Here is a 26,160-nt window from a genome sequence, read left to right on the forward strand (position 1 = left end):
CGCAGATCCGCGATTTCGCGGCACCAGAACCGGCGCAGCGGCTGTTCCTCCTGAGTTGTGCAAGGCAGAGGCCTCACGCGGAGCTGGCACTGCCCGCCCGCCCGATCTCGGCCGCGCCTAGACTCGAGGGGTGCCCGCCCCGATCGTCACGCTCATCGTCCCCGGCCGCGACATCGAGGCGTACGCTCCCGCCGCGATCGCCTCCCTGCAGGCGCAGACCGCGACCCGTTGGCGGGCGATCCTCGTCGATGACGGGTCGCTCGATGCCACCGGCGACATCTTCCGCGACGCGGCGAGCGCCGACACCCGGTTCGCCGTCCTCGAGCACACCGAGCCCCGCGGCCTGGGCGCCGCTCGCAACGCCGCCCTCGACCGGGTCGACACCGAGTACCTCGGATTCCTCGACGGTGACGACGAGCTGACCCCGACCGCGCTCGAGCGCCTCACCGGCACGCTCTCCTCCACCGGCAGCGACTTCGTCGCCGGCTCCTATGTGCGTCTGCGGCCGAACGAAGACGGCTCCTACTCCCCCGGTCGGGTGCAGCCGTGGACCGCCGCGGCCACCGACCCGCAGCGGCTCGGCACGACGATCCACGATCACCCCGCGGCATCAGCCAATGTCGTCGCCTGGTCGAAGGTGAGCCGCACCGGTTTCTGGGGCGATGAGCGCTTCCCCGAGGACGTCGCCTACGAGGATCAGATCGTCGCGCAGCGCATGTACACCCGCGCCCATGCATTCGACGTCATCCCGGATGTCGTCGTGCACTGGCGCTTGCGCGCCGAGGGGACCTCGATCACGCAGACGAAGTCGCAGCTGCCGGTGCTGCGCGACTATCTCGCGGCGCTCCGCGGCGGCATCCGCATCCTTCAACGGGCGGGGGCGCACGCCGCGGTGACCGCGAGGCTCGATCTCATCCTCGCCATGGACATGGCGCCGCTCCAGGAGATCGCCGCCGTCCACCCCGACCCCGCCTACGCCGCGGAGGTCCAGGCGTTCCTCGATGAACTGCGCGCACTCCCCGAGTTCCGGGACGCCCGCCCCGACCCCGATCTGGCCGCGGCGCTCAGCTGGTGACGCCCGCAGTCTCGAAGGAGATCCCGTGAACGCATACCTCGAATCCCTCTTCTCCCTGACCGGCCGCACGGCCATCGTGACCGGAGGCAGCTCCGGCATCGGCCGCGGCATCGCCGCAGCCCTCGCCCGCGCCGGAGCATCCGTCGTCATCGTCGCCCGCGGTCGCGACCGCGTCGACGAGACGGTCGCCTCGCTCACCGCGGAAGGATGCCGCGTCGCCGGCGTCCTCGGCGATCTCAGCACCCGCGACGGCATCCGGGCGCTCGCCGAGGACGCGACCGTCGCGTTCGGCGATCCCGACATCGTCGGGCACTCCGCCGGCATCAACATCCGACCGGCCTACGCCGAGATCTCCGAGGACGACTGGGATGCCACGATGACGGTGAACGCACTGGCGCCGTTCCTGCTCGGGCAGCGCTACGGCACCGGAATGGTCGAGCGCGGGTACGGCCGGATCATCCACATCAGTTCGCAGCAGGCCCACCGCGCATTCGTGAGCAGCGGTGTCTACGGCGTCTCGAAGGGCGCGATCGAATCCCTCGTGCGCTCGGAGGCCGAGGCATTGGGGCGGCACCGGGGTGACGAGCAACGCGCTCGTGCCCGGATTCGTCCTCACCCCGCTGAACGCCCGTCTGCAGCAGGACCCGCAGAAGGTCTCCGAGCTCGCCGAGCGCACCATGATCGGCCGCAACGGCCTGCCCGACGACTTCGCCGGCGCCGCGGTGTTCCTCGCGGGCGCCGGCTCGTCGTACGTCACCGGCCAGTCACTGTTCGTCGACGGCGGCCTCTCCGTGCACTAGCCGGGCAGCCCCGCGGGCACCGGCTGCGAGTGGTGCGGGGTGTCGCCGAGCGAGGCCTGCAGCTGCCAGAGCTGGACTTTCAGCTGTTCACGGATCTCGGCGTACGCCGGGGCGAGGTACACGTTGTTCAGCTCTTCGGGGTCGGCCTCGAGGTCGTACATCTCCCACTCCGGCGGGTAGGTGTGCGGCGATGACCCGGGCAGGCCGAGTCCGTCGTTGTAGAAGTAGATGAGCTTGTAGCGCTCGGTGCGGATGCCGTAGTGCGCGAGCGCGTGGTGGTCGATGTCGTCGTTCTCGAAGTAGCGGTAGTACATCGCCTCGCGGGTGGGCTCGTCCGGGGCATCCGTCAGCTGCCGAACGATGCTGACGCCCTGCATCCGCTCGACCGGCTCGACGCCGGCGAAGTCGAGGATCGTCTGGGCGAAGTCGACGTTGGTGACGATCTGCTCGACCGGCTCCCGACGGGCGGGGATCCGGTTCGGGTAGCTCATCACGAGCGGCATGCGCAGCGACTCGTCGTACATGAAACGCTTGTCGAACCAGCCGTGGTCGCCGAGGAAGAACCCCTGGTCGGAGGTGTACATGAGCAGGGTGTCGTCGAAGACGTCCTTCTCGCGCAGATAGTCGATGACACGGCCGACGTTGTCGTCGACGGATGCCACGCACGCGAGGTAGTCCTCCATGTACCGCTGGTACTTCCAGACGGCGGCCTGCTCGTAGGTGAGCCCCTCGGGAGGGGCGACCTTCAGATCGGTGAGGGTGAGGTGGTCGGCGATGCGCATGGCGGCGCGGTGGGCGGCCGATGAACGGGTCGAGTAGTCGTCCTCGAAGGTCGCCGGAAGCGGGATCGGGTCGCTGTACATGCCCTGGTGCTTCTCGTCGGGCTGCCAGGGGCGGTGCGGGGCCTTGTGGTGCAGCAGCAGGCACCAGGGCTCGTCGCCCGGCTGCTCGTCGAGCCACTTCAGGGCGAGGTCGGTGAGCACATCGGTGGCGTAGCCCTCCTCGATTCGCAGGCCGTCTGCGGAAAGGATCTGCGGGTCGAAGTACTCGCCCTGGTTGATGAGCACCTCCCAGTGGTCGAAGCCTTGCGGGTCGTGCCCCTCGCCCTCGCCCATGTGCCATTTGCCGATGATCGCGGTGCGGTATCCGGCCGCGCCGAGCTGCGAGATGAACGTCGGCTGCGAGGCGTCGATCGGGGTGTGCAGCGTCGTCACGCCGTTGATGTGGCTGTACGTGCCGGTGAGGATCGACGCGCGGCTCGGCGTGCACAGCGCGTTCGTGCAGAAGCAGTTGTCCAGGCGCACGCCGTTCTCGGCAATCTCATCGATGCGGGGCGTGGAGTTCACCGCCGACCCGTACGCGCTGATGGCGTGGGAGGCATGGTCGTCGGTGAGGATCAGGACGATGTTCGGGCGGCGTGGTGCAGTGGTCATACGGCTCATTCGTTGTGGTTCAGAGAGGGGTTCCCGGCCCGGCGCGGTCGATCGCATCGGGCCGGGGTGTCGGCGCGGTGGCCGTTACTTGCCGGCGGCGACGAATGCGTCGCCGAGGTAGTAGCTCGAGACGGGTTCGGCCTGCTGGAGCTTGCCCGCCGACACGAAGTAGTCGTTCAGGCTCGTCAACCAGGTCTCGACGGTGCCGTCCTCAGTGTACGAGTCGAGCTCGGCGGAGGTCAGGTACTTGGCGTTGGCGGCATCGGTGGCGAAGGCCGCTTCATCGCCCTTGAGCATCGCTGCGGTCAGCGAAACGGCTTCGTCGAGGTTCTCCACGCGGTAGTCCATCGCCTCGCGCAGCACGGCGATGACGGCTTCCGTGGCCTCGGGGTGCTCCTCGGTGAACGCGGGGTTCGCCACGATCGCGCTCGTGAAGGCGATCTCGTCGGCGAAGTCCTCGTTCGAGGCGAGGATCTCCAGGTCGGGGACCTGTCCCTGGATGGTGTCGATGAGCGGGAACCAGATGCCCGCGGCATCCACCTGTCCGGAGGCGAAAGCCGACACGACGGTGGCGGGATCCATCGCGACCTTCTCGACGTCGTCGATCGTGAGCCCTGCGCTCTTGAGAGCCATCGTGAGGATCATGTCGCCGGAGGTCCCCTCGGGAACCGCGACCTTCTTGCCCTCGAGGTCGGCGATGGAGGTGATGCCCGGCTGCGCGATGACGCGGTCGGCGTCGCCCAGGCTGTTGATCATCGCGACCTGCGCCTCGCCGGATGCCGGCAGCCACATGGCCCCGGATCCGATGTATCCGAAGTCGAGGTCGTTCGTGCCCAGCGCGGTGATCTGGAGGGGGCCGTTGGTGAAGACCGACTCCTTCACGTCGAGGCCGTGCTCCTCCCAGAGGCCGAGCTCGTCGGCGATGGCGAGCAGGCTCGCGCCGTTGAAGTCCGCGATGTATCCCATGCGGATCGTGGGGTGATCCGATCCGGCCTCATCGCCGCTCGCGCCGCTGGACGAGCAGCCGGCCAGGGCGATGGCCCCTGCCGAGATGAGAGCCGCAATGGCGACGATGCGACTGCGCTTGTTCCTGATCATGATGGTCTTCCTCGTGGTCGGGGCCGTCAGACGACGGCGGCTGGGGCCCGGTGGCCGGGGGTCTGGTGGTAGACGGCGTTCCATACCCGGTTCCGCAGCTCGGCGAACTCGGGGCTCAGCCGCATCTGCTCGGTGCGCGGGTACGGCAGATCGACGTCGATGATCTCGTAGATGCGTCCGGGGCGCGCCGCCATCACCACGACGCGGTTGGCGAGGAATACCGCCTCGTCGACGTCGTGGGTGATGAACATGACCGTTCGCTTCTCCTGACTCCAGGTCTGCAGCAGCTGCTCCTGCAGCTTCACCCGTGTCAGGGCGTCGAGCGCGCCGAAGGGCTCGTCCATGAGCAGGATGCTCGGGTCCATCGCATAGGCGCGGGCGATGGCGCAGCGCTGCTTCATGCCACCGGAGAGCATCTTCGGCAGGGCGTCGGCGAAGTCGCCGAGGCCGACCATGTCGATGAAGTGCTGGGCTTTCGCTCGGCGCTCGGCGGCGGGCATCCCCGCCGTCTTCAACCCGAACTCGACGTTCTTGCGCACGGTGAGCCACGGGAACAGGGCGTACTGCTGGAAGATCACACCGCGGTCGGGGCCGGGGCCGGTGACCGCCCTCCCGTCGACGAGGGCCTCGCCGGCGGTGGGTGTGTCGAGGCCGGCGAGGATGTTCATCAGGGTCGACTTGCCGCAGCCGGAGGGTCCGACGACGGTGATGAACTCGTTGTCCGCGACATCGAGGTCGACGCCGTCGAGGGCGACGAAGCTCTCGCCCTTGAGGTCGAAGGTCTTGGTGATCCCGCGCACGCTGATGCGGGGGTCGGTCGTCGTGCGGTTCATCATCGGCGCTCCTGCCATGAGGTCAGTTTGCGTTCGGCCAGCAGCAGCAGCCGATCCATCACGAGGCCGAGCACACCGATGACGATGAGCCCGACGAAGATCGTGTCGATCTGGTAGTACAGCTGGGCCTGCTGCATCCGGTATCCGAGGCCCTGCTGGGCGGCGATGAGCTCGGCGGCGACGAGCGTGGCCCAGCTCGCCCCGAGGCCGACGCGCATGCCGACGAGGATGAAGGGCACGGATGCCGGGACGATGACCCGCAGGAAGATCGCGCCGTCCTTCGCGCCGAGCACGCGTGCCGCATTGATGAGGGTGCGGTCGACATTGACGACGCCTTGGAATGTGGAGATAACGCAGGCGAAGAACGCCGCGAGGAAGATCACGAGGATCTTCGGCTCTTCGCCGATGCCGAGCAGCACGATCGCCAGCGGGATGATCGCCAGCGGCGGGATCGTGCGGAAGAACTGGATCCACGGCTCGATGAGGGCCCGCGCGGTGACGTACCAGCCCATGAGGAACCCGACGGGGATGGCGACGGCGGTGCCGAGGGCGAATCCGATGAGCACGCGGGTGAGGCTGGCGACGAGGTCGGCGAGCAGGGTGCCGTCCGCGATGAGGATCCAAGCGCGCTCGGCGACCTCGGGCGGCGTCGGCAGGCGGAAGCCGAGCAGCGCCAGCATCCACCAGATGCCGATCCCGAGCAGGATGCTCACGGTGCTCAGCAGGATCGTGCGGGTTCGCCCGGGCCTGCGGCCGGCGCGGGTCTTGCGGCGTTCGGCGACGGCCAGCGTCGCCGTCGCCGTCTCAGGAGGTGCTGTGGTGGTCACCTTTTCATCCGTTCGTTCCGGAGCGCCGGGCGCTCGTTGTCGTGCGTGCACCGCTGGGCGCGGCGGACACGGCAAGGTCCTGCGGGTAGCCGCTCAGCAGCGGCGTGCGTCGCAGGAGCGCGACGATGCCGCCGATCGCCCCGCCCTCATCGCCGAGCTCCGTGCGGCGCACGCGCGGCCCGTACGACCCCACGGGGAGCAGCTCATAGGCGACGGTCTCGGCGATCTGCTCGATGAGGGTGTCGGAGATCATCGCCACCTCCCCGCCGATGACGATCTCGGCCGGGTTCACGGCGATCGCCAGCCCCCCGAGCACCTCGCCGACTGCGGCTCCGGTCTCACGGATGACGCGCAGCACGATCGGGTCGCCCTTGTCAGCGGCGGCCTGCACCTCGTCGAGCGAGGCGACCGGCACGCCGGCCTCCCGGCAGCGCCGCAGGAGCGCGTCGATCGATGCGAGAGTCTCAAGACAGCCGCGCTTACCGCACCGGCACTCGGTGCTGATGCCGCCGACGCGGGTGTGCCCGAATTCCCCGGCGATGCGGGTGCTGCCCGAGACGAGCCTGCCGTCGATGACGAGGCCCCCGCCGATGCCGAAGGAGAGCCGGATGTAGAGCAGGTCGTCGACGCCGTCGCGGGTGTTCCACGTCGCTTCGGCGAGGGCCGCGAGGCGGGTGTTGTTGTCGAGGAGCACATCGGCTCCGTAGCGTTCGGCGAAGGCGGAGCGCACACGCTGCGCATCGGCTCGCCGTGCCTCGTCGACGGATTGCTCTGCGGGCCGGGGCAGGCGGGAGGAGAACGGGCCGGGCAGTCCGACGGCGATGCCTCGGACACTGTCGACGTTGATGCCTGCGGAGGCGCTCATCGTGTCGACGAGTTCGAAAGCGGTGCGGATGCGGTCGTCCCAGGTGGATGCGCTGGCGTAGGCGGCCGTGTCGGAGGCGATGAGCTCACGGGCGGCGTTGGCGACGGCGACCCGGACGAGGCTGTGCCGGAAGTCGATTCCCACGTACTGCCCCGCAGTGGGGTCCAGGCGCAGCCGCTCGGCCGGGCGGCCACGGCCGATGATCGGTCCGCGCGGCGGCAGTGTGGAGATGACCTCTCGCTCGAGCAGGCTCGCGGTGATCTCGGAGAGCGTGGTGCGCGAGAGACCGATCTGGGCGGAGAGCTCCGCCCGGGTGAGCGCGCCGTGCTCGCGCAGGGCCTGCAGGACCCTGTCCTCGTGGGTTCGACGCACCAGCGCGTGCACTCCGGTGGGGGTGGACATGACACCACGGTAGAAGCCCGTATTTTTTCCAACAACCCTCCGACATAAATATGACGGAAAAATGTCAAACCCTCCGCAGATGCGAGAGAGGGTGCCGGATCGCCGGCACCCTCTCTCCGCGACCCGTTGTCAGCGCATCGCGCGGATCCTCCGCAGAGCCACGAGCCCGCCGCCGGCCACCAGCAGGAGCACGGCGACGATCACCACGACTCCCGCGCCGTCGTACCCCGTCGCGGCGAGCGCACCGCCGCCACTACCGGCGGCACCGTCACCCGCTGTCGCACCACCACCACCGCCGCCGGGGTTCGTCTCCTCCCCCGCTGCGGGCTCTTCGGCGCCGACCTCGTCATCTCCGGCACCTCCGTCGCCTCTGTCCTCTGCGGCGACCGTCACGGAGGCCGCCGAGACAGCGATGGACTCGCCCGCGATGAAGACCTCGAGCTGCGCGGTGTAGACACCGGGCTCGGTCAGCTCGCGCCCCGTCGTCGCCGAGGACCGGGCTCCGAGCGTCATGGCCGCGATGTCGCTCACGCCCTCGGTGTCGAACACGATCTCGTCGACGACGCCATCGCTCCAGGTCACCGTGCCGGTGACCTCGGCGGTTGTGCGGCGCGGAGCGGCCACCACCCAGTCGATCCGGGTCTCCTCACCCGGTTCCGCGGCGAGCGCCCGTGCCCCCGGTCCCGCACCGCCGACGGTTGCCGCGGCATCCGCCGACCAGGCCACGGTCGCCGTCGGGAAGAAGTTCACACCCTCGATCGCCAAGCGCGGCCCGATATCGGCGACGCGCTGCACGAAGTCCGCGGTGTCCTTTCCCGCTTGGGGCGTCCACCCGGTCTCGGCGATGGCGAGAAGACGGGGGAAGCTGAAGAACTCCGCCTGGTCGACGCCGCGGATGAACTCGCCCCAGAACGCGCCCTCGACCCCGAGCACGGCGTCCTCGCCGACGCCGGAGATCTGCGCCGCCGGGTTCCACGAGTAGGCGTTCTCGAGGGTGCATGCACCACCGCACGCCCACGTCCCGCCGTTGGGCTGAGCCATGTCCTGTTTCTGCGGGAAGTAGGTGCGGTTCGCCGGCGAGAGGATCACCCGCGCGCCCTGGTCGCGCACCGCGGCGGCGACGTTCGCACCGGCGCCGTTCCAGTACTGCACGACCGCATCGCCGTCGGGAAGATCGGTGCCGGCGTACTCGTTCCAGCCGATCACCGTCTTTCCGAGAGAGGCGACCGCGGCGTTGGCGAAGTCGACCATGCGCGTGTAATCGGCCGTGCTCGTCGAGTGCGCCTCATCGCCGCCGATGTGCAGATACTGCCCCGGTGTGAGCTCGGCGAGCTGGGTGAGCACCTCGGTGATGAACTCGTAGGTGGCATCGTTCCCGGCATCCAGGCTCGACTCCCCGACGTTGCCGGAGCCCTGCGCCGGCACCGTGTCCGCCCCCGGCGCCGGCTGCGGCGTGGAGCCGGCAGAGTTCAGCTGAGGGATCGCGTGCAGCGCGGCGTTCGTGTGACCGGGCATGTCGATCTCCGGGACGACCGTCATTCCGTTGGCGGCCGCGTACTCGACGATCTCGGTGTAATCGGCCTTCGTGTAGAAGCCGGTGCGCCCCAGCTCCGTGCCCATGAGGTCGCCGGCGTCGTTGTACGTCATCGCCGTCGCACCGCTCACCTCTGTGAGCAGGCCGTAGTCGATGCCCGACGGGTTCTGCCCGGGAGTGTCCATGACGAGCCGCCAGCCCTGATCATCGGTGAGATGCAGGTGCAGCCGGTTGAGCTTCAGCGGCGACGCCGCATCGACGAACTCCTTCACCTCGGCGACCGTGTAGAAGCTGCGGGCGGTATCGACCATGAACCCGCGGTACTCGAATCGCGGGTAGTCGGAGATCTCGACGTGCGGGACTCGCCAGTCGACCGCCATTGGTTCGTCCGCCCCGGCCCACGCCGGCAGCAGCTGGCGGAGCGTCTGGACGGCGTTGATCGCACCGGCGGCCGTGTCCGCGCCGATCCGGATGCCGGTGGCGTCGACGTCGAGCGCGTACCCCTCATCCGCGTGCCCGGCCGGTGCTTCCCCGGGCGCGACGACGATCTCGATCGCGGCATCCGCCGCGGCCGCGTCGATCGGCAGCTCGAACCCGGTCGAGGGCCGCAGCACGCCCGCGAGCAGCTCCGCGGCGGCGAGCGCATCGCCGGATGCTGAGATCGCGGCATCCGCGCCGAGCAGGTATTCGCCTTCGCTCTCGATGAGCGAGACCGGTGCGGGGATGAGCGCGAGCGAGGGTTCGGGCTCGGGCGGCGCGGCGTCCCACACGCGCATCTCCGAGATCGAGAAGCCGTACGCCGCCCATCGCTGTGCACCCTGCATGCGCAGGTAGGACACGGGCTCCGCGACGTCGACCTCGATCGCGTCCGTGCGGGGGCACGTGCTCTGGCCGCTCCGCTGCGCGACCGTCGTCCAGCTCTCCCCGTCGGTCGAGGTCTGCAGCGAGAATGCGCGGGCGCACGCGTTCGGCCAGTCGATCTCGACCGTGTGCACCGGTGTCGGCTCGGCGAAGGCCAGCTGCAGCCATTCGGCATCGGTGTACTTCGACGACCACCGCGTCGACGAGTCGCCGTCGATCGCGAAGCGGGCGGCGAAGTCGGCCCGGTCGAGCTCGACCGATGACGCGGTCGCTGTGGCGGCGCGGGCGGCGTCGGTCGGAACCGCGGTCGCATCGGGCGCTGCGGTCGCGACGGCCGGCAGCGAAGCCGCCCCCAGCGCGCACAGTGCCACGATCAGTGCAGCGGATCGGATACGGGGCATGGATCCTCCTGGACGAGGGCGCGCACGCTCCGATGCGTGGGCGCGGAGCACCCAGTCAATGAGCCGAGAATTCCTCCGTCAACCCTCCGACAGAATTGCCGATCAGAAACGGCCGGCTCCCGCCCGATCCGCTCATTCCACCGCGGGGTAGACCCGCCGGTCCTCCGATGCCCCATCCAGAAGTGGCACCGATGAGGTCAGCGCGTCGACCGCGTCCTGCCCCATCGATCCCTGCGGCGCACGATCGGCCCGGCGCGATGCGAAGGCCGCGGACATGCCCCCGGTGACCGCGGCCTCGAGCGTCTGTTCAGTCTCGAGGACCCTCGTCGCGGCGACCTGCTGCTCGGCGAGCTCGGCGTAGAGCCCGCCGAGCGCGATGAGCTCGCCGTGCGTGCCGGATTCGACGATCTGGCCGGCTTCGAGCACGTGGATCGTGTCGGCGCCCATGACGGTCGACAGGCGGTGCGCGATCGACAGCACGGTGCGGCCCTTCGCCGCTTCGTCGAGAGCCTCCTGCACGACGCGCTCCGAAACGGTGTCGAGCGCACTGGTGGCCTCGTCGAGCAGCAGCACCGGCGGGTCCTTCAGCAGCACGCGCGCGATCGCGATGCGCTGCTTCTCACCGCCGGAGAGACGGTATCCGCGCTCGCCGACGACCGTGTCGTAGCCGTCTTCGAAACCGGCGATGATGTGGTGGATGTTCGCCGCGGTGCACGCCGCGATCATCTCCTCCTCGCTCGCGCCGGGCTTGGCGTACAGGAGGTTCTCGCGGATCGTCGCGTGGAAGAGATAGGTCTCCTGAGAAACGATTCCGACGTTGTCGATGATCGATTCCTGCGTGAGCCGGCGAACGTCTTCTCCGGCGAACAGCACGGAGCCGCCGTGGGCTTCGTACAGGCGCGGGGCGAGGTAGAGCACGGTCGTCTTGCCCGCACCCGAAGGCCCGACGAAGGCCACGTGCTGGCCGGGTTCCGCGACGAACGAGATCCCCTGGAGCGTCGGTCGGGCATCGGGTGCGGCATCCGGATAGCGGAAGACGACGTCCTGGAACTCGATGCGTCCGCGCGGGCCGGGGGCATCGTCCACGGATCCGGCGTCTTCGGCATCCTCGATCTCCGGCACGAGGTCGAGGTACTCGAAGATGCGCGCGAACAGCGCCGACGAGGTCTGCAGGTCGAGGGAGACCCGCATGAGTCCCATGAGGGGCTGCAGCAGCCGGGCCTGCACAGTGGTGAAGGCGACCACGGTTCCCGCGGTGATCGCGCCGGCGCCGCCGGCGATCAGGTAGCCCGAGACGAGGTAGATCACGGCGGGGACGGATGCCATGAGCACCTGCACGACCGCGAAGAACCCCTGTCCGCTCATGGCCCGGCGCACCTGCAGCTTCACCTGATTGCGGTTCTCGGCCTGGTAGCGCTCCGACTCGGTGCGCTGACGGTTGAACGACTTCGACAGCAGCATGCCCGAGACGCTCAGGGTCTCCTGCGTGATGGAGGTCAGCTCCGACAGCGATTCCTGGGTCTCCCCGGCGATGCGTGCGCGCACCTGCCCGACCTTGCGCTGCACGACGATGAGGAAGGGCATGAGCACGACCGCGATGAGCGTCAGCCGCCAGTCGATGAGGATCATGGCGACGAGCGAGGCGATGACGGTGACGATGTTGCCGAGGATGCTGGTGACGGTGTTCGTCAGGACGCCGGAGACGCCGCCCACATCATTCTGCAGGCGGGACTGGATGACGCCGGTCTTCGTGCGGGTGAAGAATCCCAGCTCCATCGCCTGCAGGTGCTCGAAGAGCCGCACCCGCAGGTCGCCGGTGACGCTGTTGCCGACCGTCGAGGTCAACCAGGTCTGCGCGACGCCCAGAAGCGCGGAGAAGAGGAAGAGACCGACCATCGTGAGGACGAGCCTGATCAGCAGGCCGAGCTCCGGGCCGCCCCCGTCGACGGGGAAGAGGGCATCGTCGAAGATCCGCTGCACGATCAGCGGCGGGATGACCGCGATCGCCGCGCCGACGACGACGAGGATGCCGGTGACGACGATGCGCCCGGTATACGGGCGGAACAGGGCGACGACGCGCTTGCCGAGCCCCGCGATCTTCGGCGCCTGCGCGTTCAGCTTCTTCTGCGCTGCTTCATCCACGCCGCGGAATCCGCCGCCACCGCCACCACCGCCGCGTCCGCCACCCATGCTCATGCCGTTCAGCATATGGCGGTTGCAGCGTCCCGCTCGGGAATACGTGCGAATCGATTCGGGTTACGCTGGAATGTCGTCCGAGCGGCCACCGATCTTTCGGCTTCGCAGACGGCCATTTTCGTCCCCATCATCGAGGAGCTCCCTTGGCCGTCGCATCCACCGGTTCCATCCCCACGGCGAACCCCGCCCCGCTGATCGCGCCCTCCGATATGCGCGTGATCTGGCTGCTGCTCGTGGCGGCGTTCGTCGCGATCCTCAACGAGACGACCATGGGCATCGCGATCCCCCATCTGAACCACGACCTCGGCATCCCGCCGGAACTCGGGCAGTGGCTCACGAGCGCATTCATGCTGACGATGGCGATCGTGATCCCCACCACCGGTTTCCTGCTGCAGCGGTTCACCACCCGCCAGGTGTTCATCGCGGCGATGACGTCGTTCTCGCTCGGAACGCTCGTCTGCCTCGTCGCCCCCGGCTTCGAGGTGCTCCTCGCTGGTCGCGTCATCCAGGCCGGCGGCACGGGAATCATGATGCCGCTGCTGATGACGACCATGATGAACGTCGTTCCCCCGCAGTCGCGCGGACGCATGATGGGCCGCGTCGGCCTGGTGATCTCGCTCGCCCCGGCGATCGGTCCGACCCTCGCCGGCGCCGTGCTCGAGACGCTCTCCTGGCGCGCGCTGTTCGCCATCGTCCTGCCGATCGCGATCGTCGCCCTCGCCATGGGCGCGAAGTGGATGACGAACCTCGGCGAGACGACCCGGGCCCCCATCGACATTCTCTCGATCATCGTTTCCGCGCTCGGCTTCGGCGGAGTCGTCTACGGACTCAGCCAATTCGGCGGCGAGAGCACCACGGTCGCGATCATCGCGCTCGCGATCGGCGTCGTCTCCCTCGGCCTGTTCGTATGGCGACAGATCGTGCTGCAGCGCACCGACGACGCGCTGCTCGATCTGCGCGTGTTCCGCTCGGGAAACTACACCGTCGCGATCCTCATCCTCGCGGTCCTCTCGATGGCGATGTTCGGCACGCTGACGCTGCTGCCGCTGTACCTGCAGGACGTCGTGAAGCTCAATGCCCTCTACTCCGGACTGATCCTGCTGCCCGGGTCAGTCGCAATGGGTCTGCTCGCTCCGGTCATGGGCCGCGTCTACGACGCGCGCGGCCCTCGCGTCCTCCTGATCCCGGGAACGATCATGGTCGCCGCAGCGCTGTTCTTCTACTCGACCGTGACGGAGAGCACCGCCTGGCAGCTGCTGGTCACCGCACAGATGATCCTGTCGATCGGCATGGCGATGTCGTTCACGCCGCTGTTCTCCTCGTCGCTGGGTTCGCTGCGCCGCAACCTCTACTCGCACGGTTCCGCAGCCCTCAACACCATCCAGCAGGTCGCCGGCGCGGCGGGCGTCGCCCTTCTCACCGTGACCTACTCATCGATCCTGCACGCGGGCGAGAACGAGGGTCTGCAGACTGCTACTGCCGGTGCCCCGGGCGCCCGCATGGCATTCCTCATCGCGGCCTGCATCGCGCTGGCCGCGGTCGCCCTCGCGGCATTCGTCCGCAAGCCCGCGGATGCCATCGATGACATGCCCCCGGCCGGTCACTGACCGCACCGCACAGCGAAGAGCCCGTCACGATCGTGACGGGCTCTTCGTTTTCGTATCGGAGGATCAGGCGATCACTCGGCGGGAGCGCCGCAGGCGCTCCCCCCGCAGCATCCGCCGCTCTCTTCACCGAGAAGGTTCACGCCCGCAGGCGCGGCGAGGGGCTGCACGCCCGGGGTTTCAACATTCTGCGAATCAGTCATGGCCCCATGCTACGCCGTTCCGGATGCCATGGCTCTGGACAAGCATCAGTCCGCGACGCAGACTCGGTCCATGACTCATGATGCGGTCGCGCCCGATGACTCCGGCGACGGACGCGACGAGACCGACAACGAGCGCGCCGACCGCAACTGGGATGAGCTCATGCAGGAGCTGCGGGTCATGCAGACCGGCACCCAGGTGCTGTCGGGTTTTCTGCTCGCCGTCGCCTTCCAGCCGCGTTTCACCGAACTCGATGACGTGCAGCGCGGCCTGTACATCGTCCTCGTCTGCCTGGCTGCGACCGCGACGATCCTGTCGCTGACGCCGGTGAGCATGCACCGACAGCTGTTCGGGCTGCGCCGCAAACCCGACCTCGTTCGATTCGGAGCGCGCGTGGTCAAGTGGGCGCTCCTCGTCAACGGCGCTCTCGCGATCGGTGTGACGACCCTCGTGGTCGACTTCGCCCTCTCCCGGTGGTCCGCAGCGATCGCGCTGACCCTCGGAACTGTCGTGGTACTCGCCCTGTGGCTGCTGCTCCCCCGGCGTGTGAATCGGACGTGATCCGATCATTCCCGATCCGGCATACACCGTGGCCTAGCGTGAAGGAATGCTCAAACGCGCTCTCGCCCGTCTCTACTGGGCGGTGAGCCGCTGGAAGCTCACCGGTGCCGCCGCACCCGAGCAGCCCACCGTGCTGCTGGGCGCCCCGCACACCTCGAACTGGGACTTCATCCTCATGCTGGCGATCGCCTGGCGTCTCGGCATCGATGTGCGCTGGCTCGGTAAAAAGAGCCTGTTCTCCGGCTGGCGAGGCCCGATCATGCGGCGTCTGGGCGGGATGCCCGTCGACCGTGCGGATCCGAGCCGCGTGGTCGCCGATGTCGTCGCCCAGGTGAGCACCGGGGATGTGTTCAGCCTGGTGGTCACCCCGGATGGAACGCGCGGCGCGAACACGCACTGGAAGTCCGGCTTCTATCGAATCGCGCGCGAGACGGGGATGCCGGTGACACTCGGCTTCGTCGACCGCACCACCATGACCACCGGCCTGGGCCCCACGTTCGCCCTCACCGGCGACGTCGCCGCCGATATGGATCGCATCCGAGCCTTCTACGCTGATAAGTCCGGACTGCGCCCGCACCTGCGCACGGAGCCGCGCCTGCGCGAGGAGGACGCTGCACGCTGAGGGCCGCAAGCCCCCTCGACGCCGTGCTCCCGATGCCGCAGACTCGAAGACATGGCCGAAGAGACGAACCCATCGCTCACGATCCGCCCCATCCATGTACGCGATGCGGGTGAGGTTCTCACCCTTCAGCGCGCCGCCTTCGTCTCGGAGGCTCAGATCTACGGCAGCGTAGAGATGCCGCCGCTGACGCAGACGCTGGAGCAGCTGGCCGCGGAGCTCGCCGACAACGCCGGCTGGGTGGCGTCTCGCGGGGACCGCCTCGTCGGGGCCATCCGCGCTGTGGAGAGCGACGGGGTGCTGCTGATCGGCCGCCTCGTGATCGCTCCGGATCAGCAGGGCGCCGGCATCGGCCACACTCTGCTCGAAGCGGCGGAGCAGGGCAGCACCGCCGCGGAGGCCGAGCTGTTCACCGGCAGTCTCAGCGAGGCGAACATCCGCCTCTACGAGTCCTGCGGGTACGTCGAGACGCAACGGATCCCGCAGGGGGACGGCACCGAGCAGGTGTACCTGCGCAAGAAGCTGCGCTGAGACATCCGCCCGCCGCGGCACATGGGAGGTTCCTCAGAATCCGCCCGTCACGGTTGAAGAGCGGGCGCGCGTGAGGAATCGTGGCCCGGACATGTTCCGTCTGGAGCATGTCCGCGAACGGAAGGAGAGCCCTGTGCTCACCCTGACCGAGAATGCAGATGCCGTCGTCACCACGATCGTCGGCCGCGAGGATGCCGGCGCGGAAGCGGGGTTGCGCATCCAGTCCGCCGAGGGGCAGGGACCGAACGGGGAAGCCCGTTTCGCGGTTCATGTCGTTCCCTCACCCGATCCCGCAGACATCATCATCGAGGGTTCGGCGAGCCGCGTCTTCCTCGAGGGGAATGCCGCCGAGGTCTTGAACGACAAGGTGCTCGACGCCGGCGTGGACGACCAAGGGGCCGTCAGCTTCACGATCCTGCCGCAACCGGCGTGATCCGTGGATGGGGGCGGGATGCTGCGGCATCCCGCCCCCATCGTGTTCAGAGGGCGAGGCCTCGGCCTCGCCGGGCCTCGGGCCGGCGGCCGTGCGTGAACTGGTAGAAGAGCGCGGCGATCACGGCGATGCCGGCCAGCAGGAGATACATCGTTCCGTACCCGGTGGCGGAGATCAGAACCCCCAGAGCGATGGGCCCGAGTCCGATACCGGCATCCGCGAGAAGCAGCAGGGTGGAGATTCCGGTGCCGAGCTTGTGGGCGGGCACGGCGTTCACGGCGATCGCCTGGGCCGCGGGCATGAGAGATCCATAGCCCAGCCCGCTGAGCATGCCGGCGACGATGACCTGCCAATCCGCCGTGGCGAAGGACAGCAGGGCGAGCGCCAGCACGAAGAAGAACAGGCCGAAGTAGATCACGGCGTTGTCGCCCCGACGATCCTGCACCTTGCCGAGGATGAAGCGCATGATGAGCATCGACAGTGCGTAGGCGACGAAGAACAGACTCGCTCCGGTCACCACGTCGCGCTGCTCGGCGTAGGCGTTGAGGTAGGTGATGACGCCCGAGTAGCACAGGCCGATGAGCAGCATAAAGATGCCGATCGGGATGACCGCGGGGTCCATGATCGCGCGCAGCGTCAGCTTCGGGCGGGCGGGGAGCGCGGCCCTCGAGGAGCGTGCGGGATCGCGCAGGAAGAGTCCGAGCACGAGGCTAATCATCGAGCTTCCCAGCGCGACCTGGAACAGCAGCTCGTAGCTGAAGGATCCGACCATGAACAGGGCGAGGGCGGGGCCGACTGCGGCGGCGAGCGTGGACCCGAGCGCGAAGTATCCGGTGCCCTCGGCGCGACGGGATGCCGGGATCGCGGACTGCACGAGTGCCATGACGGCCGTGCTCATGAACGCGTAGGCGAAGCCGTGCACGAGCCGCACGATGATCAGAAGCGGGAGGGATGCCGCGGTCAGGTACAGCCCCGTGATCACGGTGGCCGCGATCAGCCCGAGGATCATGATGCGTCGCCGGCCGAAGCGGTCGACGATGTATCCGGTGAACAGGCGCGCGACGGTCGCGCCGACCACGAAGGCGCTCGAGGCGAAGCCGGCTGCGGCATCGGATGCGGCGAACTGCCGCACCGCGTAGAGGGCCATCGTGGTGATGAGGAAGTACATGACGATGTACTGGAAGACGTTGACCATCCACGAAAGCACGAACGTCGCGCCGATCAGCTTCTGCGGTTTTTCACCGGCGGCCGCACCGTCGATCTTCACGATTTGCATCATGCAAATGTATCATGCAAATCAGCCGATACGATGGCACTATGACCACCGCACCGCACGAGGCCTTCGTCTACGAGCACATGCTCCTCTCGCGCGGCGCACTGCAGGGAACCCCCGCCCACGGGCGCGACTTCGCCATCGACCGCAGCGCCACGGTTCTGCTGGCCCGGCTCGAGGCATCCGGCCCGATGAGCGTCGGCGAACTCGCCGATGCCTTCGGCCTCGATGTGTCGACCGTGCACCGGCAGGTCGCCGCCGCGATGAAGGCGGGGCTCATCGAACGCCTCCCCGATCCCGCCGGCGGCCCCGCGCGCAAGCACCGCCCGACCCCGCTCGGATCCGAGCGGCTCCACGAAGAGTTCACCGGCCGAACCCAGGCCGTCGAACGCGTCACCGCCGAATGGTCAGACGACGACGTCGCGCAGCTGACGATGCTGCTGCGCCGCTTCAACGAAGACGCCGAGGCCGTGCGCGGCCAGCCCTGGCCCCGGCCGGAATAGGCCCCTAGCGTTCGCTCAGGCGACCGCCCTCGACGTGCCAGTGGCGATCCAGGCGCACGGTTTCCAGCATCCGCCGGTCATGCGTGACCAGCAGGAGCGTTCCCTCGTAGCTCTCGAGCGCCTCCTCGAGCTGCTCGATCGCCGCCAGGTCGAGATGGTTCGTCGGTTCGTCGAGCACGAGCAGGTTCGTGCCGCGGGCCTGCAGCAGCGCAAGCCCCGCACGGGTCCGCTCCCCCGGTGACAGCTCCCCGACGGGACGCAGCACATGATCGGCGCGAAGACCGAACTTCGCCAGCAGCGTGCGGACCTCGGCGGATGCCATCTCCGGCACGAGCGCCTCGAAGGCATCCGCGAGCGGCACATCGTCGGCGAGCTGCGAGCGCGCCTGATCGATCTCGCCGATCTGCACACTCGTGCCGAGAGACGCAGAGCCCTCATCGGGAGTCCGCGATCCCAGCAGCGCACGCAGAAGCGTCGACTTTCCGGCGCCGTTGGGTCCTGTGATGCCGATGCGCTCGCCCGCGTTGATCTGCACCGAGACAGGACCGAGCGTGAAGTCCCCCTGATGCAGGACCGCCGAGCTGAGCGTGGAGACGACCGAGCTCGAACGCGGGGCGGAGGCGATGTGGAACTCGAGGCGCCACTCCTTGCGGGGCTCCTCGACCTCTTCGAGCCGCGCGATGCGGCTCTCCATCTGGCGCACCTTCTGCGCCTGCTTCTCGCTCGACTCCATCGAGGCCTTCCGGCGGATCTTGTCGCTGTCGGGCGCCTTCTTCATCGCATTGCGCACGCCCTGGCTCGACCATTCCCGCTGCACGCGGGCGCGTGAGACGAGGTCGGCCTTCTTCTCGGCGTACTCGTCGTACTGTTCGCGCAGGTGCCGTCGCACCGTCGCGCGCTCCTCGAGATAGGCCTCGTAGCCGCCGCCGTAGATGCGGTGCGAGTTCTGGGCGAGGTCGAGCTCGAGCACCCGGGTGACGGCGCGCGCAAGGAACTCGCGGTCGTGGCTGACGAGAACCGCTCCCCCGCGCAGACCCCGCACGAATGCTTCCAGACGCTCGAGACCATCGAGATCGAGATCGTTCGTCGGCTCATCCAGCAGCACGATGTCGAACCGTGACAGGAGGAGCGCGGCGAGTCCCACACGGGCGGCCTGCCCGCCGGAGAGCCCCGTCATCATGACCGCGTCCGGCGACTCCCCGAGGTCGAGGCCGAGCTCGGCGAGCACCCCGGGAATGCGCTCCTCGAGATCCGCGGCGCCGCTGGTGAGCCAGCGCTCCAACGCCGTCGAGTAGACATCGGCCGGGTCGGGGCCGTCCGCGGGCGCGGGCTCGGCGAGGGCTGCGGCGGCAGCATCCATCTCCGCCGTCGCCGCGGCGCATCCCGTCCTCCGCCCGATGTACGCGGCGACGGATTCACCGGGCGTGCGATCGTGCTCCTGCGGCAGCCAGCCGACGAAAGCATCGACCGGGGCCAGAGAAACCGTCCCCGCCTGCGGGGCGTCGACGCCGGCGAGCAGACGCAGCAGCGTGCTCTTGCCGGCGCCGTTCGCACCGATCACGCCGATCACATCCCCGGCGGCGACCGTCAGGTCGATGCCGTCGAAGAGCGTGCGATGTCCGTATCCGCCCGCGAGGGACTGGGCGACGAGAGTTGCGGTCACTCCTCGATCTTCGCACCCTTGGGCCGCAGGATCACACCGGTCAGCCCCATGGCAGCGGGCCACGCGACCATCGTCAGGCAGAAGGCGATGGGCCAGGCGATGATGAACTGCTTCGGCCATGCCGCCAGCCACTCCATCGAGAAGCCGCCGCCGAAGATCAGGCCCATGATGCCCGACATCGTCGCCGCCATGATGAAGGTCATGATGACCTGCGAGAGGAAGATTCCGGCCTTGGTGTTCATATGCGTTTCCGTTCCGGACGGACGGCACCGACGAAGGGTACGCGGGCGCCGCCGTCACTCTTTCGAGAGGGGCGCCACGGGTTCGCACGGAGCGTGCAACTGCATCTCGGAGAATCCGAGGGTTGGAATAACCACACCAACCTGAATCTTTCTGGCATCCCGATTTTACCGGATGCCGGGATGCCGCGGACGCGCAGGAGACCACGGACTCACGCCGAACGCAACCCCCGTGCCCGGCATCCGCGCCTTTCGTACGGTGATGGTCCGACGAAAGGAGCACACCATGGCAGAACTCAACGGCAAGAAGGTGGCATTCCTGCTGACCGACGGATTCGAGGACAGCGAGCTGACCGGCCCGTGGGAGGCGGTGACGGATGCCGGCGCCGAGGCGCTGCTCGTGTCGCCGGGCGACGGAACGGTGACGGGCAAGAACGGGCACGAACAGCGGGTCTACACCGCGGTCGCGACGGCGGATGCGGAGGACTTCGATGCTCTGGTGCTGCCCGGCGGTGTCGTGAACGCCGATCATCTGCGGATGGATCAGAGCGCGGTCGCGTTCGCGAAGGCGTTCTTCTCAGCCGGCAAGCCGGTATCGGTCATCTGCCACGGGGCATGGATCCTCACCGAGGCGGACGTCCTCCGGGACCGCACGATCACCAGCTATCCCAGCTTGCGGACCGACCTGCGAAACGCGGGAGCGACCTGGGTGGACCGCGAGGTCGTCGTCGATGATGGGCTGGTCTCCAGCCGCACCCCCGACGACCTTCCCGCCTTCAACGCGAAGACGGTGGAGGAGATCGGTGAGGGCGTGCACGCGGGCCAGCACGCCTGAACGGGCGTCAGTCCCAGTCGAGGTACTCCTCGATGATGACGCCGGTCTCGAAGGGGTGCGTGACGGGGAAGAAGTGGTCGGCGCCCTCGATCGTCTTGATGCTCGAGCGCTCGGGGGCGGTCGCCTGCAGCTTCTCGGCGTTCGCGGCAGGGGTGACCTCATCGGCCGAGCCCTGCACGAACAGGACCGGCACCACCGGAGCCAGGGCGATGTCGACGTCTTCAGCGCCCATCAGCAGCAGCCCGTTGACACGATCGGCGTGCGCGTTGGCGAACACGCGGGCGGTCGTCCCTCCGATGCCGTATCCGCCGATCCAGCTGTCCTCGATGCCGAGGTGCTCGAGAACGGCGGCCGCATCGGCTGCCCGCTGGTCGTGCGAGATGCCGGCGCCGCCGATGCGGATGACGCGGAAGCCCGCTTCTTCAGCGAGGTAATGGGAGATCACGCCGAGACCGTCGGAGTCGAGCGCGCGCTCGGTCACCAGGGCGAGCGTGACCGGCCCCTCGCCTTCATCCGTGAACGGCACGGTGCGGCCTTCGAGGTCGATGCTGTTGATCTCGGTCACGATGGGATGCCCTCCTGGATGCGACGGGTGGTCGGAACCAGTCTAGAGGGGCTGGGTTAGGCACGCCTGACCCGCACTACGTGCGTCAGACTGGAAGCATGCATGATCTGCGCGTGATGCCGGGGCCGGGCGCTCCGCGCGGGCTGATCATCCCCGCATCCGAGCTCCTCGAGCACTTCTCCCGCGCATCCGGACCGGGCGGCCAGGGTGTGAACACGACCGATTCGCGCGTGCAGCTCTTCTTCGACGTCTCGACCACGACCGCGCTCGACGATGACCAGCGTCGGCGGATCGTCGATCGTCTCGGATCGCGCCTGAACGACGGAGTGCTCATAATCGATGCCTCGGAGCATCGGTCGCAGCGGCAGAACCGGGTCGTCGCACGCGAGCGCCTCGCCGCGGCGCTGCGGGATGCCGTGACCCCGGTCATCGGCCGACGGGCGACGCGTCCGACCCGCGGCTCGCAGCGCCGCCGACTGGAGAGCAAGCAACGCCGGTCGGACACGAAGGCGATGCGCCGCCGCCCTTCCGAGAACGGCTGACCCTCGAGCGCTTCACATGCAATGTGACATGTAAACTTGTGCCCCGTGCAGCACACCCCCGAGCCTGTCGACGACGGCAGCATCATCGACTACGCGGCGATCCCCGGCCCCCGGGCACGTCGCTCGCGCCTGCCAGCGCTCGATGCGCGGGCCTGGACGCTGAAAGTCGCCCTCTCACAACGGCCGTGGAGCTTCATCGCCTCGATCGGGATGGCCGCAGCCTTCGTCTGCAACGGGCTCACCCCGGTCATCGTCGGCAATGCCGTGGATGACGCCATCGCCACCTCCTCGTTCGAGCGCCTCGGGTTCTGGCTGCTCGTCCTCGCCGGGCTGTTCCTCGTCTCGATAGGGGTGAACTGGACCGCGCGCTTCATGCTCATCCGCAGCCAGCAGCTGGTGGCGCACGACCTGCGCACGGCGGTCACCGACCGCATCCAGGATCCGCGCGGCTTCGCCGGTAGCGATCGCACCGCGGGCGGCCTGCTCTCCATCGCCTCCTCCGACACCACCCGGCTCGGCGAGATCGTCATGATGACGGTCATGCCAGTCGCCGAGGCCGCCGCCATCACCTACGGCGCCATCATGATGTACACCGTCAACCCCTGGCTGAGCGTGGCGACCGTCATCGGCGGCCTGCTGCTCGTGGTCATCGCGCTGCGCGTGGGCCGCCCGCTGCAGGCGCGCTCCGTCGTCCGCCAGGCAGCCATCGCCCAGGCCGCCGCGACCGCCGCCGATGTCGTGCAGGGCCTGCGCGTGCTCAAGGGACTCGGAACCATCGTCACGGTGCAGGGCCGCTACCGCGACGTCTCCGATATCGCCTACCGCGAGACGGTGCGCGCGAACGCCGCCGAAGCCCGATTGAACGGCGCGACCGAGGCTGCCGGAGCCCTGTTCGTCTGCGCGCTCGGCATCGGAACGGGCGCTCTGGCCCTCGCCGGGCAGGTCAGCATCGGCGAGCTCATCACGGTCGTGGGGCTGACGCAGTTCCTCATCACACCCATGACGATGTTCGGCCGCAACCTCGCTTCCCGGTGGGCCTCGGCCGAGGCGTCCGGGCGGCGCGTCCGCGATGTGCTCGGAGCGGACTTCGAGCGCGTCGACGAGGCGGATGCCGCGGCGATCGACCGCATCATGCAGGCCCTGCCCGTGGGGGTCACGGTCGTACCGGGGAGCGACCCCGATCTCATCGCGGCGCTCGAATCGCTCCCTCGTTCGCGGGTCATCGTCGCCCCGCACTCCGCCGACCTCTTCGACGGCACCGTGGGCGAGAACATCTTCCCCGACCCGGCGGTCGCCGCCGCGGCTCTCGAGGTGGCATCCGGTACGGACATCCCCGGTGGTGCGGACAAGCGGGTCGGCGAGAACGGGCGGATGCTGTCGGGCGGTCAGCGCCAGCGCGTGGCTCTCGCCCGGGCGATCGCGTTCGATCCGGAACTCCTCGTTCTTCAAGAGCCGACGACCGCGGTCGACTCCGTCACCGAGCAGCGCATCAGTGCACGGGTCGCGGAGCACCGCGCGGGCCGGCGCACCCTCGTTCTGACCGATGCGCCGGCGTGGAACGCCGTGGCCGCCCAGCGCCTCACCCTCGCTCAGCTGCGGGATACCGTGCGCACAGGACTGGCCGGAGAAACCCGATGACCCCGTCGAGACCCGCGACCGGGATGCGCTTCCCCCTGGCCACCGGTGCGCAGGTGCGACGCGAGGTCGGCCGTCAGATCCGCGGGGTGCGCCGGGCTCGCGGGCTGTTCCTCCTCGCGCTCCTGCTGTTGAGCATCGGCGCCTATGCGGGGGTCCTCGTGCCGCAGTTCATGGGGCGGATCGTCGACCTCGTCCAGGGAGACGGGCGATTGTCGCTGTGGTCGATCGGTGCGGGGCTCGTCATCGCCGCGGTGACCGGCGCCGTGCTGAACGCCGCCGGCTTCTATCTCGTGTCGCGGCTCTCGGAGCGGGCCATCGCTAATCTGCGTCAGGAGATGGTGGGCACGGCGCTGGGCCTGCCGACCCATCAGGTCGAGGACGCGGGTTCGGGCGATCTCATCAGCCGTTCCACGGATGATGTCGCCGAGCTCTCCGCTGCCGTCACCGAGACGATCCCGGCCCTGTCGACGTCGGTGTTCACCGTCGTCGCGACTGTGATCGCCCTGGCCGCGCTGGACTGGCAGTTCCTCCTCCTGCCGCTCCTCGTCACCCCTGTGTATTTTTTCGCCGCCCGCCAGTACCTCTCGAAGGCGCCCGACCGTTACGCCGCCGCCCGCGCGGCCATGGCCGAGCGCGCCCGCCGCGTCCTCGAGGCGATCCGCGGACGCGCGACCGTGCGCGCCTTCTCGATGGAGCGGCGCATGCACACCGAGATCGGGAACGCCTCCTGGCATGTGGTTCGCACGAGCATCACGGCCCGGATGACGATGCTCGTGCTCAACGCCTGGATGCTCGTCGCCGAACTGCTGCTGCTGGCGCTCGCTCTGCTCGTCGGCTTCCATCTCGTCGCCGCCGACGCTCTCTCGGTCGGCGCAGTCACCGGCGCCGTGCTTATGCTCATCCGCCTGCGCGGCCCCATGAACAGCTTCATGCGCGTGCTCGACGTCGTGCAGTCCGGCTATGCGTCTCTCGCCCGCATCGTCGGCGTCACGATCGATCCGCCCGTGCCGGTTCCCGACAGCGGCGCGGGAGCGCCCGAGGGCCGGGTCGAGCTGCGCGGCGTGAGCTTCAGCTATGGCGAGGGGTGGGCGGTGCGCGATGTGGATCTGCGCATCGATCCGGGCGAGACCGTCGCGATCGTCGGCGCGTCAGGGGCCGGCAAGACGACCGTCGCGGCTCTGCTCGCCGGTCTGCGGATCCCCGTTTCCGGCCAGGTGCTCGTCGACGGCCGTGCGGTGTCGAGCCTGTCGGATCGGGAGCGCATCGCCCGGCTGGCGATGGTGAGCCAGGAGGTGCACGTGTTCTCGGGAACGCTGCGCCAAGACCTCACCCTCGCCCGGCCCGGCGCCGACGACGACGCGCTGATGACCGCGCTGGAGCGCGTGCACGCGCACGACTGGTTCGAGCGGCTCCCGATGGGCCTCGACACGGTCGTGGGCGCCCGCGGCGTGCAACTGGATCCGGTCGCCGCCCAGCAGCTCGCTCTCGCCCGCATCCTTCTGCTCGACCCGGCGGTCGTCATCATGGACGAGGCGACGGCCGAGGCGGGCTCCGCCGGGGCCGAAGCGCTCGAGCTCGCCGCTGATGAGGTCACCCGCGACCGCTCGGCGCTCGTGATCGCGCACCGCCTCGACCAGGCATCGCGCGCCGACCGCATCCTCGTCATGGAGTCCGGCCGTGTCATCGAGGAGGGCGCGCACACCGATCTCCTCGCCGCAGGCGGCGCCTATGCGCACCTGTGGTCGGCGTGGTCGGCCGGCCGCGAGGGCGACGAGGCGCGCTGAGGATGCAGCGCTAGCAGCCCTCGAGCGTGCGGCGCATGAACGACTCCTCGTCCGTGGTGACTCCGAGCTCCCACTCGGCGAGCACGCCCACGAAGCCGGCGACGTATTCGCAGTGCACGGCTTCGGCCGGCGGCATCCACCGGTCCGGCCCTGAATCGCTCTTGGACTGGTTCACCGGGCCCCACACCGCGAGCAGGTTGCCCGGGTCGTTGGCGAAGGCGCGGCGCTCCTCGAGCGTCCAGTATTCGGCTCCGTGCTTCCACGCCCACGACAGCGGGACGACGTGGTCGATCTGCACCTCGACCGATGTGTCGACACCGGAGACGAAGTCGATCGTCTCGCCCGTGTAGGGATCGAGCAGCGTACCGGTGAGCACCTTGCAGCCGTTCGTGTTGTCCTTCACCGTGATGTCGATGAGGTCGCGGCCGAGAATGTCGTTGCGGGTGTCGCAGCCGTTGCGGTCCTGGTCGTACCAGGCGTCGCCGAACGCACTGCGCTCGTACTTCGCCGCTGCGGTGCCCGGCACCGATGGCAGCGCGGCGAGCTGGGCGAGAGCCGTGGCCGCGTCGACCGACGGATCGGCGGATGCTGTCGGCTCGGGCTCCGCGAAGGGCGATTCGTCCGGCTCGGGCGATGCGCTGAGCGTCGCGGTCGGCACCGGTCTCGGCGCCGCCGGCTCATCGCCGGAGGCGGTGAGTCCCTCCCAGGTCGGAACCGCGATGACCGCCACCACGGCGATGATCACGATGAGCGCATTGGCCCACAGCGCACCGGGGAGCTTCTTGCGTCGCGACCGGTAACGGCGCGACCGTGCTGACGATCGATTCATGAAGCACTCTTCCTG

The 26,160-nt window shown here is 68.8% G+C and carries 25 protein-coding genes and 1 pseudogene; 13 read left to right on the top strand and 13 right to left on the bottom strand.

Annotated elements, in window-relative coordinates:
• The first annotated feature begins 130 nt into the window (after positions 1 to 130).
• The 3 genes and pseudogenes from ACWAUG_RS01385 (at position 131) to ACWAUG_RS01395 (ending at position 1,875) form a co-directional block, all read left to right on the top strand.
• The gene (locus ACWAUG_RS01385; protein WP_460800668.1) at positions 131 to 1,075 is read left to right on the top strand and encodes a glycosyltransferase family 2 protein; all 945 of its coding nucleotides are present in this window, start codon (positions 131 to 133) and stop codon (positions 1,073 to 1,075) included.
• A pseudogene (locus ACWAUG_RS01390) lies at positions 1,002 to 1,589 on the top strand (SDR family NAD(P)-dependent oxidoreductase); the annotation flags it as partial. The gene ACWAUG_RS01385 and the pseudogene ACWAUG_RS01390, both read left to right, overlap by 74 nt.
• A gap of 64 nt (positions 1,590 to 1,653) precedes the next feature.
• Positions 1,654 to 1,875 carry an SDR family oxidoreductase gene (locus ACWAUG_RS01395; protein WP_460800670.1) on the top strand — a complete coding sequence of 74 codons (222 nt, stop codon included), beginning with the start codon at positions 1,654 to 1,656 and terminating at the stop codon, positions 1,873 to 1,875.
• Here the strand turns inward: ACWAUG_RS01395 and ACWAUG_RS01400 are convergent.
• From ACWAUG_RS01400 to ACWAUG_RS01430, 7 genes are all read right to left on the bottom strand, one after another.
• Positions 1,872 to 3,308 carry a sulfatase family protein gene (locus ACWAUG_RS01400; protein ID WP_460800672.1) on the bottom strand — a complete coding sequence of 479 codons (1,437 nt, stop codon included), beginning with the start codon at positions 3,306 to 3,308 and terminating at the stop codon, positions 1,872 to 1,874. The two genes, ACWAUG_RS01395 and ACWAUG_RS01400, sit on opposite strands and share 4 nt — an antisense overlap.
• Before the next feature lie 84 nt (positions 3,309 to 3,392).
• Positions 3,393 to 4,406 carry an aliphatic sulfonate ABC transporter substrate-binding protein gene (locus ACWAUG_RS01405; protein WP_460800674.1) on the bottom strand — a complete coding sequence of 338 codons (1,014 nt, stop codon included), beginning with the start codon at positions 4,404 to 4,406 and terminating at the stop codon, positions 3,393 to 3,395.
• A 26-nt stretch (positions 4,407 to 4,432) separates the two neighbouring features.
• Complete coding sequence (locus tag ACWAUG_RS01410; RefSeq protein ID WP_298036937.1) at positions 4,433 to 5,257, bottom strand: ABC transporter ATP-binding protein; 825 nt, start codon at positions 5,255 to 5,257, stop codon at positions 4,433 to 4,435.
• Positions 5,239 to 6,066 carry an ABC transporter permease gene (locus ACWAUG_RS01415; RefSeq protein ID WP_460800676.1) on the bottom strand — a complete coding sequence of 276 codons (828 nt, stop codon included), beginning with the start codon at positions 6,064 to 6,066 and terminating at the stop codon, positions 5,239 to 5,241. Before ACWAUG_RS01415 ends, ACWAUG_RS01410 begins: the two co-directional genes overlap by 19 nt.
• Before the next feature lie 4 nt (positions 6,067 to 6,070).
• Positions 6,071 to 7,333 (bottom strand): ROK family transcriptional regulator, encoded by a 1,263-nt coding sequence (locus tag ACWAUG_RS01420; protein WP_460800678.1) that lies wholly within the window; start codon positions 7,331 to 7,333, stop codon positions 6,071 to 6,073.
• A 129-nt stretch (positions 7,334 to 7,462) separates the two neighbouring features.
• On the bottom strand, positions 7,463 to 10,129 hold the full coding sequence (locus ACWAUG_RS01425) for a family 20 glycosylhydrolase (protein WP_460800680.1): 2,667 nt from the start codon (positions 10,127 to 10,129) through the stop codon (positions 7,463 to 7,465).
• Positions 10,130 to 10,261: 132 nt separating this feature from the next.
• A complete protein-coding gene (locus ACWAUG_RS01430; RefSeq protein WP_460800714.1) occupies positions 10,262 to 12,319 on the bottom strand; it encodes an ABC transporter ATP-binding protein in 2,058 nt (685 codons plus the stop codon).
• A 215-nt stretch (positions 12,320 to 12,534) separates the two neighbouring features.
• Here ACWAUG_RS01430 and ACWAUG_RS01435 point away from each other — a divergent pair, with 215 nt between their 5' ends.
• Positions 12,535 to 13,932, top strand: a complete 1,398-nt coding sequence (locus ACWAUG_RS01435; RefSeq protein WP_298037027.1) for a DHA2 family efflux MFS transporter permease subunit — start codon at positions 12,535 to 12,537, stop codon at positions 13,930 to 13,932.
• Positions 13,933 to 14,003: 71 nt separating this feature from the next.
• Here ACWAUG_RS01435 and ACWAUG_RS01440 read toward each other — a convergent pair whose 3' ends face one another.
• Positions 14,004 to 14,132: a hypothetical protein gene (locus ACWAUG_RS01440; protein ID WP_298036950.1), complete on the bottom strand. Its 129-nt coding sequence runs from the start codon at positions 14,130 to 14,132 to the stop codon at positions 14,004 to 14,006.
• Between the two features lie 70 nt (positions 14,133 to 14,202).
• Here ACWAUG_RS01440 and ACWAUG_RS01445 point away from each other — a divergent pair, with 70 nt between their 5' ends.
• The 4 genes from ACWAUG_RS01445 to ACWAUG_RS01460 all read left to right on the top strand — a co-directional run bounded on the left by ACWAUG_RS01445 (position 14,203) and on the right by ACWAUG_RS01460 (position 16,274).
• Entirely contained in the window at positions 14,203 to 14,691 is a 489-nt protein-coding gene (locus tag ACWAUG_RS01445; RefSeq protein WP_298036953.1) for a DUF6328 family protein, read from the top strand.
• A 46-nt stretch (positions 14,692 to 14,737) separates the two neighbouring features.
• Positions 14,738 to 15,313 carry a 1-acyl-sn-glycerol-3-phosphate acyltransferase gene (locus tag ACWAUG_RS01450; protein ID WP_298036955.1) on the top strand — a complete coding sequence of 192 codons (576 nt, stop codon included), beginning with the start codon at positions 14,738 to 14,740 and terminating at the stop codon, positions 15,311 to 15,313.
• A 51-nt stretch (positions 15,314 to 15,364) separates the two neighbouring features.
• Complete coding sequence (locus ACWAUG_RS01455) at positions 15,365 to 15,841, top strand: GNAT family N-acetyltransferase (protein ID WP_298036957.1); 477 nt, start codon at positions 15,365 to 15,367, stop codon at positions 15,839 to 15,841.
• 133 nt (positions 15,842 to 15,974) lie between these two features.
• On the top strand, positions 15,975 to 16,274 hold the full coding sequence (locus ACWAUG_RS01460; RefSeq protein WP_298036960.1) for a Fe-S cluster assembly protein HesB: 300 nt from the start codon (positions 15,975 to 15,977) through the stop codon (positions 16,272 to 16,274).
• A gap of 46 nt (positions 16,275 to 16,320) precedes the next feature.
• On the opposite strand, the gene ACWAUG_RS01465 is transcribed toward ACWAUG_RS01460, so the two are convergent.
• Entirely contained in the window at positions 16,321 to 17,550 is a 1,230-nt protein-coding gene (locus tag ACWAUG_RS01465) for an MFS transporter (protein WP_460800682.1), read from the bottom strand.
• A gap of 41 nt (positions 17,551 to 17,591) precedes the next feature.
• On the opposite strand from ACWAUG_RS01465, the gene ACWAUG_RS01470 reads away from it, so the two are divergent.
• Complete coding sequence (locus tag ACWAUG_RS01470; RefSeq protein ID WP_460800683.1) at positions 17,592 to 18,050, top strand: MarR family winged helix-turn-helix transcriptional regulator; 459 nt, start codon at positions 17,592 to 17,594, stop codon at positions 18,048 to 18,050.
• A 4-nt stretch (positions 18,051 to 18,054) separates the two neighbouring features.
• Here ACWAUG_RS01470 and ACWAUG_RS01475 read toward each other — a convergent pair whose 3' ends face one another.
• Both ACWAUG_RS01475 and ACWAUG_RS01480 read right to left on the bottom strand, forming a co-directional pair.
• On the bottom strand, positions 18,055 to 19,713 hold the full coding sequence (locus tag ACWAUG_RS01475; protein WP_460800685.1) for an ABC-F family ATP-binding cassette domain-containing protein: 1,659 nt from the start codon (positions 19,711 to 19,713) through the stop codon (positions 18,055 to 18,057).
• Positions 19,710 to 19,955: a DUF2798 domain-containing protein gene (locus tag ACWAUG_RS01480; protein WP_298036970.1), complete on the bottom strand. Its 246-nt coding sequence runs from the start codon at positions 19,953 to 19,955 to the stop codon at positions 19,710 to 19,712. The genes ACWAUG_RS01475 and ACWAUG_RS01480 overlap by 4 nt, the downstream gene beginning before the upstream one ends.
• A gap of 283 nt (positions 19,956 to 20,238) precedes the next feature.
• Here ACWAUG_RS01480 and ACWAUG_RS01485 point away from each other — a divergent pair, with 283 nt between their 5' ends.
• Positions 20,239 to 20,787 carry a type 1 glutamine amidotransferase domain-containing protein gene (locus tag ACWAUG_RS01485; RefSeq protein WP_460800687.1) on the top strand — a complete coding sequence of 183 codons (549 nt, stop codon included), beginning with the start codon at positions 20,239 to 20,241 and terminating at the stop codon, positions 20,785 to 20,787.
• A gap of 7 nt (positions 20,788 to 20,794) precedes the next feature.
• Here the strand turns inward: ACWAUG_RS01485 and ACWAUG_RS01490 are convergent, their stop codons facing one another.
• Positions 20,795 to 21,352, bottom strand: coding sequence for an alpha/beta fold hydrolase (locus tag ACWAUG_RS01490; protein WP_460800688.1), 558 nt, complete (start codon positions 21,350 to 21,352; stop codon positions 20,795 to 20,797).
• A 98-nt stretch (positions 21,353 to 21,450) separates the two neighbouring features.
• Between ACWAUG_RS01490 and arfB the strand changes: the two genes are divergently transcribed.
• Genes arfB through ACWAUG_RS01505 form a run of 3 tightly spaced genes read left to right on the top strand, consistent with a single transcriptional unit; the run spans position 21,451 to position 25,316 of the window.
• Complete coding sequence (arfB, locus tag ACWAUG_RS01495; protein WP_298036976.1) at positions 21,451 to 21,894, top strand: alternative ribosome rescue aminoacyl-tRNA hydrolase ArfB; 444 nt, start codon at positions 21,451 to 21,453, stop codon at positions 21,892 to 21,894.
• A 45-nt stretch (positions 21,895 to 21,939) separates the two neighbouring features.
• A complete protein-coding gene (locus ACWAUG_RS01500) occupies positions 21,940 to 23,532 on the top strand; it encodes an ABC transporter transmembrane domain-containing protein (RefSeq protein ID WP_298036978.1) in 1,593 nt (530 codons plus the stop codon).
• Positions 23,529 to 25,316, top strand: a complete 1,788-nt coding sequence (locus ACWAUG_RS01505) for an ABC transporter ATP-binding protein (protein ID WP_460800689.1) — start codon at positions 23,529 to 23,531, stop codon at positions 25,314 to 25,316. The genes ACWAUG_RS01500 and ACWAUG_RS01505 overlap by 4 nt, the downstream gene beginning before the upstream one ends.
• Before the next feature lie 10 nt (positions 25,317 to 25,326).
• Here ACWAUG_RS01505 and ACWAUG_RS01510 read toward each other — a convergent pair whose 3' ends face one another.
• Positions 25,327 to 26,145 carry an HNH endonuclease family protein gene (locus ACWAUG_RS01510; RefSeq protein ID WP_298036984.1) on the bottom strand — a complete coding sequence of 273 codons (819 nt, stop codon included), beginning with the start codon at positions 26,143 to 26,145 and terminating at the stop codon, positions 25,327 to 25,329.
• Positions 26,146 to 26,160 lie beyond the last annotated feature (15 nt).

This window comes from Microbacterium sp. GXF6406 (assembly GCF_054798215.1).